The sequence below is a fragment of the Blastocatellia bacterium genome, assembly GCA_025054955.1.
In the GTDB taxonomy this organism is placed as follows: Bacteria; Acidobacteriota; Blastocatellia; order HR10; family J050; genus JANWZE01.
This window is the reverse complement of the sequence record JANWZE010000087.1, coordinates 1-15,936: the sequence shown is the minus strand read 5'-3', so window position 1 is coordinate 15,936 and position 15,936 is coordinate 1. Positions and strand designations below refer to the sequence as shown.

15 protein-coding genes, 2 tRNA genes and 1 pseudogene are annotated in these 15,936 nt (G+C 55.8%); 13 read left to right on the top strand and 5 right to left on the bottom strand.

What is annotated here, in order from left to right; genetic code table 11:
- The first annotated feature begins 532 nt into the window (after nt 1-532).
- From NZ823_11745 to atpG, 6 genes are all read left to right on the top strand, one after another.
- A complete protein-coding gene (locus tag NZ823_11745) occupies nt 533-922 on the top strand; it encodes a TraR/DksA family transcriptional regulator (GenBank protein ID MCS6805795.1) in 390 nt (129 codons plus the stop codon).
- 737 nt (nt 923-1,659) lie between these two features.
- Nucleotides 1,660-2,139: an ATP synthase F0 subunit B gene (locus tag NZ823_11740; protein ID MCS6805794.1), complete on the top strand. Its 480-nt coding sequence runs from the start codon at nt 1,660-1,662 to the stop codon at nt 2,137-2,139.
- The gene (locus tag NZ823_11735; protein MCS6805793.1) at nt 2,139-2,654 is read left to right on the top strand and encodes an ATP synthase F0 subunit B; all 516 of its coding nucleotides are present in this window, start codon (nt 2,139-2,141) and stop codon (nt 2,652-2,654) included. The genes NZ823_11740 and NZ823_11735 overlap by 1 nt, the downstream gene beginning before the upstream one ends.
- The gene (gene atpH / locus NZ823_11730) at nt 2,651-3,190 is read left to right on the top strand and encodes an ATP synthase F1 subunit delta (protein ID MCS6805792.1); all 540 of its coding nucleotides are present in this window, start codon (nt 2,651-2,653) and stop codon (nt 3,188-3,190) included. The genes NZ823_11735 and atpH overlap by 4 nt, the downstream gene beginning before the upstream one ends.
- A 30-nt stretch (nt 3,191-3,220) precedes the next feature.
- Entirely contained in the window at nt 3,221-4,771 is a 1,551-nt protein-coding gene (gene atpA, locus NZ823_11725; GenBank protein ID MCS6805791.1) for a F0F1 ATP synthase subunit alpha, read from the top strand.
- 65 nt (nt 4,772-4,836) lie between these two features.
- On the top strand, nt 4,837-5,724 hold the full coding sequence (gene atpG, locus NZ823_11720; GenBank protein MCS6805790.1) for an ATP synthase F1 subunit gamma: 888 nt from the start codon (nt 4,837-4,839) through the stop codon (nt 5,722-5,724).
- Between the two features lie 209 nt (nt 5,725-5,933).
- Here the strand turns inward: atpG and NZ823_11715 are convergent.
- Together NZ823_11715 and serS are read right to left on the bottom strand one after the other, a co-directional pair.
- Nucleotides 5,934-6,019, bottom strand: a tRNA-Leu gene (locus NZ823_11715).
- A gap of 191 nt (nt 6,020-6,210) precedes the next feature.
- Nucleotides 6,211-7,536, bottom strand: coding sequence for a serine--tRNA ligase (gene serS, locus NZ823_11710; GenBank protein MCS6805789.1), 1,326 nt, complete (start codon nt 7,534-7,536; stop codon nt 6,211-6,213).
- Nucleotides 7,537-7,742: 206 nt separating this feature from the next.
- Between serS and NZ823_11705 the strand changes: the two are divergent.
- The 3 genes and pseudogenes from NZ823_11705 to NZ823_11695 all read left to right on the top strand — a co-directional run bounded on the left by NZ823_11705 (nt 7,743) and on the right by NZ823_11695 (nt 10,106).
- Nucleotides 7,743-8,015 (top strand): annotated as a pseudogene (locus NZ823_11705) (Clp protease N-terminal domain-containing protein).
- Between the two features lie 300 nt (nt 8,016-8,315).
- On the top strand, nt 8,316-9,230 hold the full coding sequence (gene galU, locus NZ823_11700; protein ID MCS6805788.1) for a UTP--glucose-1-phosphate uridylyltransferase GalU: 915 nt from the start codon (nt 8,316-8,318) through the stop codon (nt 9,228-9,230).
- Nucleotides 9,231-9,317: 87 nt separating this feature from the next.
- Nucleotides 9,318-10,106, top strand: a complete 789-nt coding sequence (locus tag NZ823_11695) for a Fic family protein (GenBank protein MCS6805787.1) — start codon at nt 9,318-9,320, stop codon at nt 10,104-10,106.
- A 202-nt stretch (nt 10,107-10,308) separates the two neighbouring features.
- On the opposite strand, the gene NZ823_11690 is transcribed toward NZ823_11695, so the two are convergent.
- A tRNA-Met gene (locus NZ823_11690) sits at nt 10,309-10,385 on the bottom strand.
- A 336-nt stretch (nt 10,386-10,721) separates the two neighbouring features.
- Here NZ823_11690 and NZ823_11685 point away from each other — a divergent pair.
- The 4 genes from NZ823_11685 to NZ823_11670 are packed head-to-tail and all read left to right on the top strand — an operon-like array spanning nt 10,722 to nt 13,843.
- Nucleotides 10,722-11,300: an NfeD family protein gene (locus tag NZ823_11685; GenBank protein ID MCS6805786.1), complete on the top strand. Its 579-nt coding sequence runs from the start codon at nt 10,722-10,724 to the stop codon at nt 11,298-11,300.
- Between the two features lie 23 nt (nt 11,301-11,323).
- Nucleotides 11,324-12,337 (top strand): SPFH/Band 7/PHB domain protein, encoded by a 1,014-nt coding sequence (locus NZ823_11680; GenBank protein ID MCS6805785.1) that lies wholly within the window; start codon nt 11,324-11,326, stop codon nt 12,335-12,337.
- A gap of 9 nt (nt 12,338-12,346) precedes the next feature.
- Nucleotides 12,347-12,919, top strand: a complete 573-nt coding sequence (locus NZ823_11675) for a hypothetical protein (protein ID MCS6805784.1) — start codon at nt 12,347-12,349, stop codon at nt 12,917-12,919.
- A gap of 15 nt (nt 12,920-12,934) precedes the next feature.
- The gene (locus tag NZ823_11670; GenBank protein MCS6805783.1) at nt 12,935-13,843 is read left to right on the top strand and encodes a VWA domain-containing protein; all 909 of its coding nucleotides are present in this window, start codon (nt 12,935-12,937) and stop codon (nt 13,841-13,843) included.
- Nucleotides 13,844-13,934: 91 nt separating this feature from the next.
- Here the strand turns inward: NZ823_11670 and NZ823_11665 are convergent, their stop codons facing one another.
- The gene (locus NZ823_11665) at nt 13,935-15,104 is read right to left on the bottom strand and encodes an aminotransferase class I/II-fold pyridoxal phosphate-dependent enzyme (protein ID MCS6805782.1); all 1,170 of its coding nucleotides are present in this window, start codon (nt 15,102-15,104) and stop codon (nt 13,935-13,937) included.
- A gap of 72 nt (nt 15,105-15,176) precedes the next feature.
- A partial coding sequence (gene pgsA, locus NZ823_11660) for a CDP-diacylglycerol--glycerol-3-phosphate 3-phosphatidyltransferase (GenBank protein ID MCS6805781.1) occupies nt 15,177-15,936 on the bottom strand: 760 nt, incomplete at its 5' end.

The following is a 15,936-nucleotide window of genomic DNA, read 5'->3' as shown; positions in this document are numbered from 1 at the left end:
CAGGCGTTCCCGCCTGTACCCCATTTTCATCCTTCGTGGCGTGCTGTTGCATAGGGACGATTCCTCTGAGAATGTGGCACAGGCGTTCCCGCCTGTACCCCATTTTCATCCTTCGTGGCGTGCTGTTGCATAGGGACGATTCCTCTGAGAATGTGGCACAGGCGTTCCCGCCTGTGTCCCATTTTCATCCTTCGTGGCGTGCTGTTGCATAGGGACGATTCCTCTGAGAATCACCGCGGAGCCGCTGGGACCGCAAAGAGGAGTCTTTGCAGTCTCTGGGTCTTAGCGGTTCCCCTTCCACGGGTCACCCGTCTGCTAACCAAAGCCACTGCATTGTCAACTCAGGTCAGTCACTGTATGCGCCTCTTGCGATTGCGTCAAGCCTGAGCGCAGTAGGTCAGGTGAACGGGTTATCTGCAAGAACATGCCAGGCTAATAAAATTATTGACTGCATCAGCAGACGGCGACGGAATCTTATGCTATCATTTGCCGCCTTTAATTTCATAGGAAGGGGCCATAGTCGTAAGAGATTATGAAATCGGATTGGAAAAAATACCACGACACATTGGTTGCCGAACGGAACCGCCTGCAGCGCATGATCGAGGCTGAGGAAGGGGAACGATTTGAACTCTCAGTCGAAACGGATGCCGGCGATGAGGCTGACAAAAGCTCTGTGGCCAGCATGCGCGAATTTACTATCACGCGCGTTGACCTGAGCCGACAAACGCTTCGACAAATCCAAGAGGCTATCGAACGCATCCACAACGGTGAATACGGACACTGCCTCAACTGCGGCGAGCCAATTACCGCGAAGCGACTGGCGGCTGTTCCCTGGGCCAGATATTGTGTGAAATGCCAGGAGATGAAAGAAAAGGGCTTGCTCGACGAGCAGGATGAACCATTGGCCGACGAAGAACTTTAGGCTGATCCAACCGGCAGGTCACCTGGGGCTCTGAGGCAAGCCTGCCCATGACTCCTCCTCCTTGATCGGCTGGCCCGCAGGCATCATCACGGCTTGGGCCACGAGTGCTCATTGATTCACAGCTTTCCATAAAAAATGGGACACCGATAAGCCGCCTGAGCGGCAATAGAGCGATTGTCAGTTGCCTTTGCCCATATCGTGCGGGTTCATGAACGCCGGAGCGTGCGCCCCAGGACAAACTCATTCAAAACCGCTCTAAGTAGGTGGACAAACGTTCTGGGATATTTTGGGAGGACGCGACGTTTTGGCGTGCGGTGACGTGTCACCGCTTTCCGGCCCAGGCTGCGACACGTCGCAGCACCCCAAGAACACCACGAACTTTTGTCACGTTACTTAGGTGAGCTTTGCCAGCCGGCGCAGGAACGCCACAGAAGCGCGCTACGCCTCGCACCAGCAGCACGCCCCTCTGGCCGTTCGGGCTGATTTCAATCCGCGGAGCCACAATGCCCCTGGTTCACTGACGCGCGTTTTGCCGCGTCTGACCTGATCGGCATCAGCCGCGTCGGTGCGCGTGGCTGGGGCCAGTGCCGCCCAGTGCCTGCGCCACAAGGGCTCCAAATCAACCCGAAAGGATTTTGCTTCATAGGCGCAACATAGCGAAACTTGACACTGCTTTTCTTTCTGTGTTACCGTACCGCCTGCTTTATTCAATAACAACTTGGCATTGGAGCAAAAATGTGTACGCGCTAGCGATGTTCGCCGAACAGGGTAATGTTTTGGCGGTAGATGCCAGTGCGATTATCGTATTTCTGACCGCCTTGCTGCTGGTCGGAGTTTACAACAGACTGCTGTTTAAGCCGATCAACCAAGTGATTGATGAACGCGCTCACCGCACGCTTGGCTATCAGGCTGAGGCGCAGGCCATGCTGGCCGAATGTGATCGCAAACTGGCCGAGTACGAAGCGGCCTTACGAAAGGCGCGCGCCGAAACCTACGATATGCTTGAACAGCAGCGCCAGGCGGCGCTTGAGCGTCGTCTTCACCTGATTGAAGCGACCAAGCAACAGATTCACACACAGATTGCCGACGCTCGCCATGAGATTCAACGGCAGGTTGAGGAAACCAAGCAACAACTGGCCAACCAGTGTCAGGCGTTGGCTCATCAACTGGCAAGCGGCTTGCTCCAACGCCACACCGGGGAGGTCAAAAACGCCTAGTGTCAGCGCTCGGTTTGTTCCCTGTTGATCTGGTTCTGGTCAGTTCGGAAATCCCCCGCTTGGTGAACTTCACAATCTTTGTGGCGGTGCTCATCTACTTGTTGCGAAAGCCGGCTTCGCAATTTCTCAAGAGTCGCGCCGAACAAATCCTTCAGGCATTGAATCAAGCGGCTCGAGAACGAGAAACCGCGAAAACAAAGTTGCGCGAGATCGAGTCTCGGTTGAATCGCCTCAGTGACGAAATCGAACAGATCAAAGCTAACGCTGCCAAGGAAGCGGCTGCTCAGCAGGAACGGATCAAGGCGAGCACCGACATGGAGATCGAAAAGCTTCGCGCGTTCGCGGAGCGGGAGATTCAGAGCGCGATGAACGCAGCTCGACAGGAATTGAAAGCATTTGCTGCAACCCAAGCCGTCGAAATGGCCCGGCACCTGATCCAGCGCAATATCACCGATGACGATCACCACCGATTGATCAAGCAATTCAGCCAACAACTGAATGAGGTGCAGCGATGAGCAGTCAAAAAGTGGCACAGCGATATGCCACGGCCTTGGCCGACCTGACGCTCGATGCCACGGCTCAGGCCACGATCCGCAATGAACTGAGCACCATGAGTCAATGGATGAAAGAATATCCTGACCTCTACGCCGTGTTCGCCAACCCTGCGATCAGCCGGTGGCAAAAAGAAAAAGTCCTGCGGGCTTTGATCGAACGGTGGAAGCCCAGTCGCTACACGCAAAACTTTCTTCGCCTGCTTTTGAGGAATGAACGCCTGCACGAAGTGGCGAACATCTACGCGGCGTACTTGCGCGAATTGGATCAACGCCAGGGCATCACCACGGCGAACGTGACGACAGCGCGCCCGCTGCGCGAAGATGAACGGAGCGAGCTGCAAGCTCAACTGGAGAAGCTGACGGGAAAACGCGTTCGCCTTCAGGTGAAGACGGACCCGGCTATTCTGGGAGGCGTGGTCGCGCAGATCGGCAGCGAGGTCTATGATGGGTCTATCCTGACTCAATTGGAAAATCTCAGAAAGAAGCTCAGTCAATAACAGAGCAGTCGCTCGGAGTTGGAACACCCTATGGACAAAATCAGAGCAGATGAAATCAGCGACATCATACGACGGCAAATAGAAAATTTTGAGGCGACGGTCGCCGTTGACGAAATTGGCACGACGATCAAGGTGGGCGACGGGATCGCCGAAATTTATGGCCTGGAGAAAGTCATGGCCGGCGAATTGCTCTCATTGCCGCATGACGTGGCAGGACTGGCGTTGAATCTGGAGGAAGATAAGGTCGGCGCCGTCTTGTTCGGCGAGTACCACGCCATCAAGGAAGGCGACCTGGTCAAACGGACACGCCGCATCATGCAAGTGCCTGTTGGCGAGGCGCTGATTGGCCGCGTGGTTGATGCGCTGGGACGGCCACTGGATGGACGCGGACCGATTGTCACCGATACGTACAATCCGGTTGAACGCATCGCGCCCGGCGTGGTGGATCGTCAACCGGTGAAAGAACCGTTACAGACCGGCATCAAGGCGATTGATAGCATGATCCCGATCGGCCGCGGCCAACGCGAGCTCATCATCGGGGACCGCCAAACCGGCAAAACAGCCGTCGCCATTGATACAATCATCAATCAAAAGGGCAAAAACGTCATCTGTATCTATGTGGCGATTGGCCAGAAGCAGTCAACCGTCGCTCAAGTGGTCAAAACGCTTGACGACTATGGCGCGATGCCCTACACCATCGTCGTATCGGCGACGGCCTCAGACCCAGCGGCGATGCAGTATTTGGCTCCTTACGCCGGCTGCGCGATGGGCGAATACTTCATGGATCGTGGTCAACATGCGTTGGTCATTTATGATGACCTCTCCAAGCACGCTGCCGCCTACCGCGAAATTTCGCTGTTGCTGCGCCGGCCGCCGGGACGAGAAGCGTATCCAGGTGACGTCTTCTATCTGCACTCACGGTTGCTGGAACGCGCCGCAAAACTCAACGATGAGAACGGCGGCGGATCGCTCACCGCGCTGCCGATCATTGAAACTCAATTGGGCGACGTATCGGCCTACATTCCGACCAACGTCATTTCCATCACCGACGGTCAGATTTACCTGGAATCAGACCTGTTCCATAGCGGCATTCGACCGGCGATTAACGTGGGCATTTCGGTCTCGCGCGTGGGCGGCAACGCTCAGATCAAAGCGATGAAGCAGGTGGCTGGCACGCTTCGACTGGAGCTGGCTCAGTTCCGTGAGTTAGCGGCATTCGCTCAATTCGGTTCAGAATTGGATAAGGTCACGTTGGCTCAGTTGAATCGCGGACGCCGGCTCACCGAGCTGCTCAAACAAGGGCAATACCAACCACTGGAAGTCGAAAAGCAAGTGCTCGTCATCTGGGCTGGCACGAACGGTTACCTTGATGACATCGCCGTTGAAGATGTGAAAAAGTTTGAAGACGGTTTGCTGCGCTTTGTGGAAAACAGTCGAGGCAGCTTGCTGGAAAAAATCCGAACGCGCAAGGCGATTGATGACGAGATCAAACACGAGCTGGAGCAGGCGGTCAGCGAATTTCGGGATCGCTTCATGGCCGAAGCAAGTGCCGGCCGTTCGTCGCTGGTTGCCGGCGCATAGGTGGTGGCCGGTCTCCTGCTCTCGGTCTCTGGCCCCCATCCGCGGTTTGATAAGCGAGTAACTCTATGCCAAGCATTCAAGATTTGCGACGACGCATCCGCGCGGTCAAAAGCATGCAGCAAGTAACGCGAGCTATGAAACTGGTCGCGGCGGCCAAGCTGCGGCGCGCGCAGGGCCGGGTCATTGCCGCGCGCCCATACGCCAACAAAATGGTGGAAGTGTTGCGCGACCTCTCTGAACGCGCTGAGGGCTACTCACACCCGCTGCTGGAGCAACGCGACGATCAGCATTATCTGCTGGTGTTGATCACCGCTGATCGAGGTCTGTGTGGCGCTTTCAACACAAATTTGATCCGCGCTGCTCAACAATTTCTCCGCGAGCATCAGGATAAACACGTTGAGCTGATCACCATCGGGCGACGCGGACGCGATTTCTTCCGGCGACGGAATGTTCCGATTCGGCAAGAGTACCTGAACGTCACGGCCAAAAATGTCGAGTTCTTCGACGCGCAACGCATTGCGCAGGAACTGATCCAACTCTTCTCCGACCGCGAGCAAGGGATTGACCGCGTCTACCTGCTCTACAATGAATTCAAATCGGTCATGTCACAACGCGTCGTCGTTGATCAACTGCTTCCGCTTGGCGGATTCGCCCGGCAAGAAGAACCGGCCAAGGAGATATTTGTTGACTACCTCTACGAGCAACCGCCGGCTGAGATCTTTGGCAGTCTTCTTCCTCACTACATTGAAACGCAGGTGTATCGCGCGTTGCTGGAGTCAACGGCATCGGAGCACGGCGCGCGCATGGTCGCTATGGATTCAGCGACCAATAACGCTAAAGAACTGATTGATAGCTTAACGTTGACGATGAACCGCGCCCGTCAAGGGTTCATCACCAAGGAAATCATCGAAATCGTCAGCGGCGCCAAAGCTCTGGAAGAAATGTCTGCTTAACCGCTCTCCCGGAAAAATAACCGCCAAGACACCAAGAATGCGGAGAGAGGAGGAGTCTCTCTTGTCTCAGCGCCCGGCAGCTTTATTTTCATCCTTCGTGGTGTGCACGGAGCTCGTCGGCGATGCCCTCCGTCAAATAGCTCATAACAATCCTGGAGAAAAAATCACGTCTGCGGAGTTTCGCCGGCCAGGCAATGCAGGTAACAAAGTGGTGCGGATGAGAGGACTTGAACCTCCACGGGATTGCTCCCACAGCGTCCTGAGCGCTGCGCGTCTGCCATTCCGCCACATCCGCAGAAAAGGCAGCCCAATTCTACATAATCATCCTGCCGCTGACAAGCAGGACAAGCACAGGGGTATCACGCCCGAAAAAGCTCAGCTCATGACGAAGCAAAATGGGCAAGCGTTTCCGCATTCCGTGATCGAAAGCATCACGTCGAAAAAGCTCAGCTCATGAGTACCCCATCCTTCCAGCGACAGGCCCACTCATGAGGGGGGTTCGATTCGCTCGAGGCCATCCAAATAAGGTTGCAGGGCAGGTGGAATCAGGACGGAGCCATCGGCTTGCTGATAGTTCTCCAAAATGGCCAGCCAGGCGCGGCCCACAGCTACACCGGAACCATTCAACGTATGCACGAACTCCGGTTTGCTCCCCTTCTCTCGACGAAATCGGATATTGGCGCGGCGAGCCTGAAACGCCTCGCAATTGGAGCACGATGAAATCTCCCGATAGCGGCGCTGACTCGGCAACCACACTTCGATGTCGTAGGTTTTCGATGCGCCAAAGCCCATATCGCCCGTACAAAGAACGACCACACGATAGGCCAATCCCAAGCGTTGCAGCACACTTTCCGCATGGCAGGTCAACTTTTCCAACTCATCATAGGACGTCTCCGGATGAGTGAACTTGACCAACTCCACCTTGTCGAATTGGTGCTGACGAATCAGACCCCGAACATCCTTGCCATAGCTGCCGGCCTCGCTCCGGAAACATGGCGTATAGGCCGTCAGACTGATCGGCAACTGGGCGCCGTCAAGGATTTCGTCACGATACAAATTGACGAGTGGCACTTCGGCTGTGGGCGTCAGGTAAAACTGTCGTCGCGCCGTCGGTTGCTCCTGCAAATCCTTCACATCGTCGGTAGCTAGCTTAAACAAGTCGGCTTCAAACTTGGGCAATTGACCAGTGCCATACAAGCTTTGGTCATTGATGATGAACGGCAGCCACATTTCGCGATACCCGTTCTCTTTGGTGTGAATGTCCAGCATGAAATGGATCAACGCGCGCTCCAGCCGCGCTCCCAGCCCCGGCAAGACGGCGAATCGCGCGCCAGCGATCTTAGTAGCGCGCTCGGTATCCAAAATACCGAGCAATGTGCCAATCTCCACGTGATCCTTCGGCTCAAAATCGAATGTGGGCGGCGTCCCCCAGCGGCGAACTTCCACATTGGCCGATTCATCAGCGCCGACTGGCACAGATTCATGTGGCAGATTTGGCAGCGAGGCAAGAATCCCGTGTAGCTGCGCCTCAACGGCGGCGCTTTGCTCGTCAAGGTGTTTAATGCGATCCGGTAAATCTTTGATCTGGGCTTTGAGCGCCTCTGCGTGCTCGCGTTCGCCGGCCTTGATTAGTCGGCCAATCTCTTGACTTAAACGATTCCGCTCGGCCTTCAGCCTATCGGCCTCGGTAATGAGAGCGCGTCGGTCCCTTTCCAGCCGCTCAAACTCATCCAGTGCATTAACCGGCCCACGTGTCGCTAGTCGCTGTTGTACCCATTGCAGGTTGTCTCGAACAAATTTTATGTCTAACATTGCTCTTCTCAACGCTCGTATGGTAGAAAGGGCAAAAACGTAGACTACCAATATGCACGTGTCAAGGAGATGTCATGTTTGAGCGCTATGACGAAACAGCCCAACAGGTGATTGATGCGGCTCGCCAGCAAGCAAACCAACTCGGCAGCTTCGCCATTGAACCCGAACACGTTCTGTTAGGATTGGTGCAAGCCGATGCGCCGTTGATGGAATCATTGCTTGGGGACCCCGCAGCGACCCAATCCATTTCCCGTCAACTCACAACGCAATGCCAGTCGAACGTCAAACGACCTGACGGTTTTGACCTCCTCTGGAGCCATACGGGCATCGGTGTGCTGCGTCGCGCCGCTCATGAATCTGAGCGCCTCGGCCATCCGATGGTCAGCCCCGAACACTTGCTGATCGGCCTCTTGCAGGAGGAAGGCTCGCTAGCAGCGCAATTACTCCGCGTGCATGGTCTCACGCTCGAACAAGTGCAAGCTCATCTGAGCCGGCAGCTTTCATCGGCGCGTTCGTCTCAGACCGTCTCACCGACAACGCCCACTCAGACGGCAGTCGTTGAACCCGTCGAGGCGATTGAAGCCTCCGGCCCATCGTGGGAAGCATGGGAAGCTGAATTGGCGCAACGATACACTAACTCGTCCGCGGCAACGCCGCCAGCCTCAACGCCAACGATCGAGGGAGCGCCGCCACAGCCGCCCGCGTCCACGCCGACAACGGATACGGCGCTCAACGCGCCAGCATTCCCCTCCTATGAAGAAGGACTGCTGGCAGAGCCACTGTTTCCGCCGCTCAGGGAGGCGCTCACGCCGCCAGTCCAGGTAAAACCAAAGCGCATTCGCAAAGCCGTATTCCCGGCCGCCGGCCTTGGCACACGCTTCTTGCCGGCCACGAAGGCGCAGCCCAAAGAAATGCTCCCGCTGGTTGATAAGCCACTCATCCAATACGTGGTCGAGGAAGCCATTGACAGCGGCATTGAACAAATTATCGTGGTGACCGGTCGCGGCAAAAATTCCATTGAAGACCATTTTGACATCTCGTATGAACTGGAACAGATGCTGGCTGAGCGAGGCAAGGAGCGAGAGCTTGACCTAGTTCGCCACATCTCCGACATGGCGCAATTTGCTTACGTTCGTCAAAAGCAGGCGCTGGGTCTTGGTCACGCCGTGCTGGCCGCGCGCGATGTGGTTGATGGCGAGGCGTTCGCCGTGATGCTCGGCGATGACATCATTGATGCCGAGACCCCATGCATCAAGCAAATGATCGAAGTCTACGAACGATACGGCGCTCCCGTTATCGGCATCATGCCAATCAACGGACCTGAAATCTCTCGATTCGGCGTGATTGCCGGGACCCAAATCGAACCTCAGATTTATCGCATCACCGACATGGTCGAAAAGCCGCGACCGGAAGAGGCGCCCTCCAACCTGGCGATTATCGGCCGGTATATTCTCACGCCGGATATTTTTGACGAAATCCTCACCACGGCTGCCGACGCGCAAGGCGAAATCCAATTGACCGACGCTATGCGCTCATTGTTAAGAAAACGTCCGTTTTACGCCTACCAGTTTGAGGGCCGTCGCTACGACGCCGGCGACAAGCTCGGCTTCTTAATAGCGACGGTTGAATTTGCGCTCAAACATGAGGACATCAGCGAAGCGTTCCGGCAGTATTTGCGAAACCTGAAACTGTAGTTTCGTTGATCGGCGATGGTTTGCTCAGCGCACTTTTCTTGAAGATGACCGCATGAGAGTGCCACTGAACCGACCCGTTCATCTCGTATGTTCAACATCCTTCAACAACCACTCGGCCCAGCATGGGCGATTGCGCTTGCGCGCGCTCAGACCGAGTTGACGCAACTCCAACCCATCAATCCAACCAAGCTGGCTGCCGTGGCTGCTTGGTTATTGGTCGAGCATGTGTTTCATGATCTCTGGTTGGACGGCATCAAACTCAGCCGCGAGCGCGTTGCCGAGTTGATCATTCACCAAGCCGCGCCACAAGGCCCAGAAGAACGCTTGGCGGTCAACTATGCTCAAGCCGTGCAGTGGTTGCACAAGTTGGTCACAGATGAAACCAGCCGGCCGGAGTCGCCTGTCGAGTTGACGCCCGAACGGTTGTGTCATCTTCACAGCTTGGCTGTCGGTCAAACAGACCAAGCGGCCGGACGATTTCGGGCACAACCGATCAATCCGTTGTACACCGGTCATGAACCGGCTCAACCGGAAGAGTTACCCCGATTGATTGAGCTGACGCTGGAGTGGTTTGCTGCCGACAGTATGAGCGAGCTCCATCCGGTCGAGCAGGCAGCGTTGGTGCACCTGCGGTTGTATGAACTCCAACCATTCGGCAAGGCCAGCGGGCGTCTAACACGATTGGCAGCGAGCCTGTTCACGGTGCGCCGCGCTTTGCCGCCGATCATCATCTCACGCGAGCGGGCTGACGCTTATTACCAAGCGCTGCTGACAGGTTTTCAGATGGCCACACAACCGCTCGTCGAACTGCTGGCTCAATCGTTGGGACAGACCCTGCGCCAGATGTGTGCGATCATCAAAAACGACGATACGTAAAGCGCGCGCCTCAACCCTTACGAACGCTGGACACAAAGACGCACGTCCGCCATTGCATCCTACACAAACGTGGCTAACAGGTGAACAAAACATCAAAACACAAGTGAGGACGGAAAAGAATCGAGCAAGTTGGCTGGAGAATGCAGCGGACACCGTGATGGTGAGCAAGACAACGGCGGTGATGCAGAAGTGTTGAGTAGGTTGGTTGCGGGGGGTGGATTTGAACCACCGACCTTTGGGTTATGAGCCCAACGAGCTTCCAGACTGCTCCACCCCGCGTTATTCTTTTTTGCTTGCGGCACGCATTATAAGTTTAATGTCAACGAACTGTCAACAAAGATAAGGGCAATTGCTGGTGAGCATAAAAACTGGAAAAACGAGAGGAAGGTGACAAGCGTCACTGCGGTTGTAGAAGCAAGGAAGTGACAGACGTCACTACGGTTGTAGAAGCTGTGCAAGCAGAACCCAGCCCCACTGATTCACCCCCCAAAGCTTGATTACCCCTGCTCCGAGCCACCAGGATGGCGTCTCATCGCGCCACTTCATTCTCCCGTTGTTGCCTCGCTCTCGTCTCACTGGGAATGCCTGTGACGAAGACAACAATAGTCACCTGTCATGAGTGATTCCCTGAACGAAGTGTGCTACAATCACCGCGCAGTTGAAGTTGTGTTGGGTGGAATGGATATGGAAGGCTACATGCCTTATGTATGGTTTATCGCCGGCATCATGTTCATTCTGGCCGAGCTGCTGACGTCTGGATTTGTGCTGTTGTGGTTTGGCATTGGAGCGATCGTCGCTGGCGGTTTGGCCTTCCTCAATGTGGGGCTGACGGGACAGATCATCTCGTTCCTTGTCACGGCGATTGCTTTGACTGTGGCTTCACGAACCATTTTCGAGCGGGTCTTCATGCGGAATGCGCCTGGCAATCGCGTTCGTATCGGCATTGAGAGTCTCCCCGGGCAAGTAGGGACCGTTGTTCAAGCCAGTCAAGGAGCGCTTCATGAAGCAGCCGTGAAAGTATACGGGTCTGTTTGGACGGCTTATCCGGCGCCAGGGGAGGACCCGCTGTGCGAAGGCGAGCAAGTCGAAGTGGATCGTGTGGACGGCGCTGTGCTCTACGTGCGCCGACGTGCAGCATCGCCGCTGTGGCAACAAGACGCGCATCGAGAGGTACACAATGAACAGAAGTATTAAAAATCAATCACGGAGGTGAGGCTATGGATGGAGGTAGTTTCGTTTTTCTGCTTGTCATCGTGGTGGTATTGATCATCGCGATGAAAATGATCCGCATCGTGCCACAGGCCAACGCCGTTATCTTTGAGCGACTCGGCCGATTCCACAAACTGGCGACTAACGGCATGAACATCGTCATTCCATTGATTGATAAGCCGCGCGGCGTTTATTGGACACATTTCCGGCCGGGCATGACCAACATTGATCTGCGGGAGCAATACACGGACCTGCCGCTACAGCCGGTCATCACGCGAGATAACGTCACGCTCAATGTGGATTCAGTTGTCTACTGGCAGATCACCGATCCGATCAAGGCTGTCTATGAAGTAGCTGATCTGAGCGGCAGCATCAATCAACTCACCACCACAGCCATGCGAAACGTGATGGGTGAATTAGACCTCGATCATGCGCTCGCCTCTCGCGAAACGATCAATGCCAAGCTGCGCGTGATCCTGGACGAAGCAACGCACAAATGGGGCGTCAAAGTGACCCGCGTGGAAGTCAAGAACATCAATCCACCCGAAGATATTCGTGTGACGATGGAGAAACAGATGACGGCAGAACGCAATCGCCGCGCGCTCGTGTTGGAAGCCGACGGGCAAAAACAAGCAGCGATCACGCGGGCTGAGGGCGAAAAGCAAGCAGCGATCGCCCGAGCGGAAGGCGAAATGCAGGCGGCCATCTTAGCGGCGGAAGGCGCTGCCCAAGCTCGTATTAAGACGGCCGAAGCGGAAGCCGAAGCCATTCGTCGCATCGCTCAAGCGTTGGGCCAGTTTGGTGATCCGGCGCATTATTTGATCACGTCGCGCTATATCGAGTCGCTCAGACAGATGGCCGAAAGCCGTAACAGCAAGGTCGTCTTTATGCCGATGGAGACGGCCAGCCTGATGTCGTCGGTTGGCGCTCTGACGGAGCTGGTCAAGGAGCGTGTCGGGGTAACGGAGGAACTGGCTCCCAGCGCCCCGATGAGAACAGTCAGACCGATGAAGGATCAATAGCGAGATCCTATGATTAGATGGTTCATGCTTTGTTGCTGCATCGCCACTTTCGCGGTGAGTCCCTGCTGGGCTCTGCAAACACAATCTACTCAGCAGCCGCCCCCTGATCCACCGGTCACTAGCAAGCCTAAGGATCAAAACAAAGCGGATAAGCCATCGGATTGGCCGCGCTCCCCTGAGGCGCTCGAATACGAGGTTCAATACAAGGCAGCCGTAGCTCAGCGCCAGGCTGAACGTCGCAAAGCCGTGGAAGCTGCCGAGCAGATTGTGACACTGGCCAGACCACTGACTCGCGCCGATGCGATCCATGCTCAAACGAATATCAAAGCCAATCTGGAAAAGATCACGAAACTGGCTAAACGAATCCGCGCGTTCAGTGGGGGCGACGACGCTGACCATACCCTGGAAGCGCCGCCCCAAACGGTGAGTGAAGGCGCGGCTCGGATCGTGGCGCTGGCCGAAAACCTCAAGCGAGGACTGGAAAAATTCGATCATCGTGTTATCTCGGTGACGATCATCAATGATTCCAACATGATTATTCTGCTGTCCGAGTACTTGCGCCAACAGGCTCGGCAGCCGTGAGAGGAAGCACCTGTTATGCCGTTGATCGCGCAGTTTGCTTCGGTGTGGCTCATCTCAGTTTTGCTTCTGCTGGCTCAGCCTCAAAATCAGAGCGATCAGCCCGACGTGCGGTTGACTTCCGATCTTGTCCTGTTGAACTTGACCGTGACCGGCCCTGACCGTCGTTACGTGCGAGGCCTTCGCGCCGACGATTTCATCGTCCTCGAAGATGGGGTCGCTCAACAGATCACGACCTTCAGCAGCCAGGAGACGCCACTAGCGGCGGCCATCTTGCTCGACGTGAGTGGCAGCATGCAACAGATGGTGCGCATTGCCCGCGGCGCAGCCAGAAACTTCGCCAGTAAGCTACGCGCTGACGATGTCTTTGCGTTGTATGTGTTCGCTGATCAAGCAACCCAGTTGCAAGATTTCGGCTCGTCGCCCGAGCTGGATGAACGCATCTGGAGCCTTCAAGCGGAAGGCTACACGGCCCTGTACGATTGCATCTACCTGGCGGCCAAAGACCTCAGCCAACGGCCTGAACGCCGACGCGCCATATTGCTCCTGTCAGATGGCGCCGATACCAAGAGCAGTCACACCTTGGATACCTGCCTGCGGATGGCCTCGGACGCCGCTGTGACGATTTACGCAGTCAACCTCACGCCACCAGCTCATGCCCGACGCGCCGACAGTATCGCGGCAGCCGGCGTCTTGCAAACACTGGCCGAAAAAACCGGAGGCCGTTACATTGATGATCCTGGCGGCATGCGCATGTATCAAGCGTTTGAGGAAATCCTCGATGAGTTGAGTCATCAGTACACACTGGGCTATTCTCCGACGCCGGAAAAACGCGACGGAAAATGGCACAAGATTGAGGTGAAAGCAACCAAGCCGAACATCTCCATTCGAACACGCCAAGGCTATCTAGCGCCGAAAAGGAACTGAGCTGCAACGCGTGCACGCACCATGCCGAAGCCGATGGAGGAAGACAAGAGAAAGAGAATTGAAGCCTGTTGATGCAGGCCATCGCTTGGGCTCAATCAGCTCTCTGTAATCGGGCGAGTCGCTCGACGGCCGCCTCGATGGTTTCTAACGACGTTGAGAAGCAAAATCGTAAATGCCCTTCCCCATCGGGACCAAACACGACGCCAGGAACAGATGAAATACCGAATTGCTCTAGCAGACAATGAAAGGCCTGCCAACTATCCTGGCCGAGGGCTGGATTGATGCGTGGAAATGCATAAAAAGTGCCCGCCGGCATCTCACAGGCTAGTCCAGCCGCGCGCAGGCCGGCCACCAACAGATCGCGTCGTTGGCGATAGGCTTGACGAAGTTCTTCAAAGTATGCTGGCCCCATGCGAAAGGCTTCCACAGCGGCCCACTGCGTTGGCGTACTCACACCATTGATGGAGTTGAGCGTCAGCTTGCGCAGGCCGGTCATCCACGGTTCAGTTGCAATCACGTAACCAAGTCGCCAGCCGGTCATGGAAAATGATTTGGATAGCGTGTAAACGGTGAGCGTGCGTTCCATCATGCCCGGTAACGAAGCCAATGAAACGTGTTCGCCATCGAACACGATGTCCTCGTAGGCTTCGTCAGCGATGACAACTAGATCATGCGTGCAGGCAAACTGCGCCAAGCTCTCCACTTCGGCGCGTGTGTAAACCTGCCCCGTCGGATTGGTCGGCGAATTGTAATAGATGACGCGGGTAGCCGGCGTCAGAGATTGTTCGAGCATGGTTCGGAGCCTCTGGCCGCGAGCCTGAAAACTATTGACCAGCACGCGCCGACCGCCGGCCAGTACGATGAGGTCTTGAATCGGCGTCCAGTAAGGTGAGAGCACCATGACGTCATCGCCCGGATTGACGGTCGTCATGAAGGCAACGAATAGACCATGCAGTCCGCCTGATACGACGATGGCCTGGCCCGGTTCGGCTGGAATACGATTTCGCGTCCGCACTTTCTCAATGATCAGTTCCAACAACGGCTCAATACCGCTGGACGGCGCGTAGCGGGTTTTGTTGTCGGCCAGCGCCTGTATGCAGGCCTGTTTAATGGCGTCGGGCGTGTGCAAGAACGGCTCGCCGCCGTGAAATGGTAGCACGCTCACGCCGCGCCGCTGGAGGCTCATGATATGGTTACGGATTTTAACGATTTCGGAAAATCCCAGCGCCTCGACGCGCGCGGCTGTGCGTAATGATGACACAACTTGCCTCCTGCGGCGGAATATGAGCGGGCATTATACGGAACGCCTTGCTCTCTGTAAACGGCGTCCGGATTAGGCCGACGTGGATGTCTTGGCACGGTAATTCAATTCCTCTTCGGACGGACGACGAAGCCGCTGGCGACGATCAACACGGTCACGTACCTGCCCATAAAAGACGCGGAAATAACCGTACATGGACCAGACGGACGAAATCACCACCAACCACAACACGGCTCGCCCCAGGCTGTAAAGCAAAATCTTAACGTCCAATGTGGTCAGGGAATGGGTCGCCGAGAACCGCTCAAATACAGTCCAAAACGCTGGCGTCGTCCAAAAAACGGGCACGTTGTACGGCGTGGCCGGAGGGCCTCCTCGCTCCATGCTACTAATGAGGAGGGCAATAGCGATAACCTGCGTCAGCATCTTGAATTTGCCCATGCGCGAGGCAGGGATGGTGACCCCTTCGGTGGCCGCCACGCTGCGCAGTCCGCTGACCGCAAACTCGCGTCCAATGATGATCACGACAGCCCAAGCTGGCGCCAGACGCAGGTCAACCAAGGCAATGAATGCAGCCGAGATCAGCAGCTTGTCGGCAATCGGATCAAGCATCACGCCGAGCGTGGAGACTTGACCATGCCGCCGAGCTAGATAGCCATCTAACAGGTCGGTCACGGCTGCCAATAGAAAAATGACGAGTCCAAAAACATGCTGCGGAATGCCGAACCAGTGGGTTGGTTGAATCAAAAGCACCACCACCAACAAGGGGACGATGAAAATTCTCAGTAGCGTGAGCGAATTGGGTAAATTCAAACTAAACCTCCTCGTCTCATTC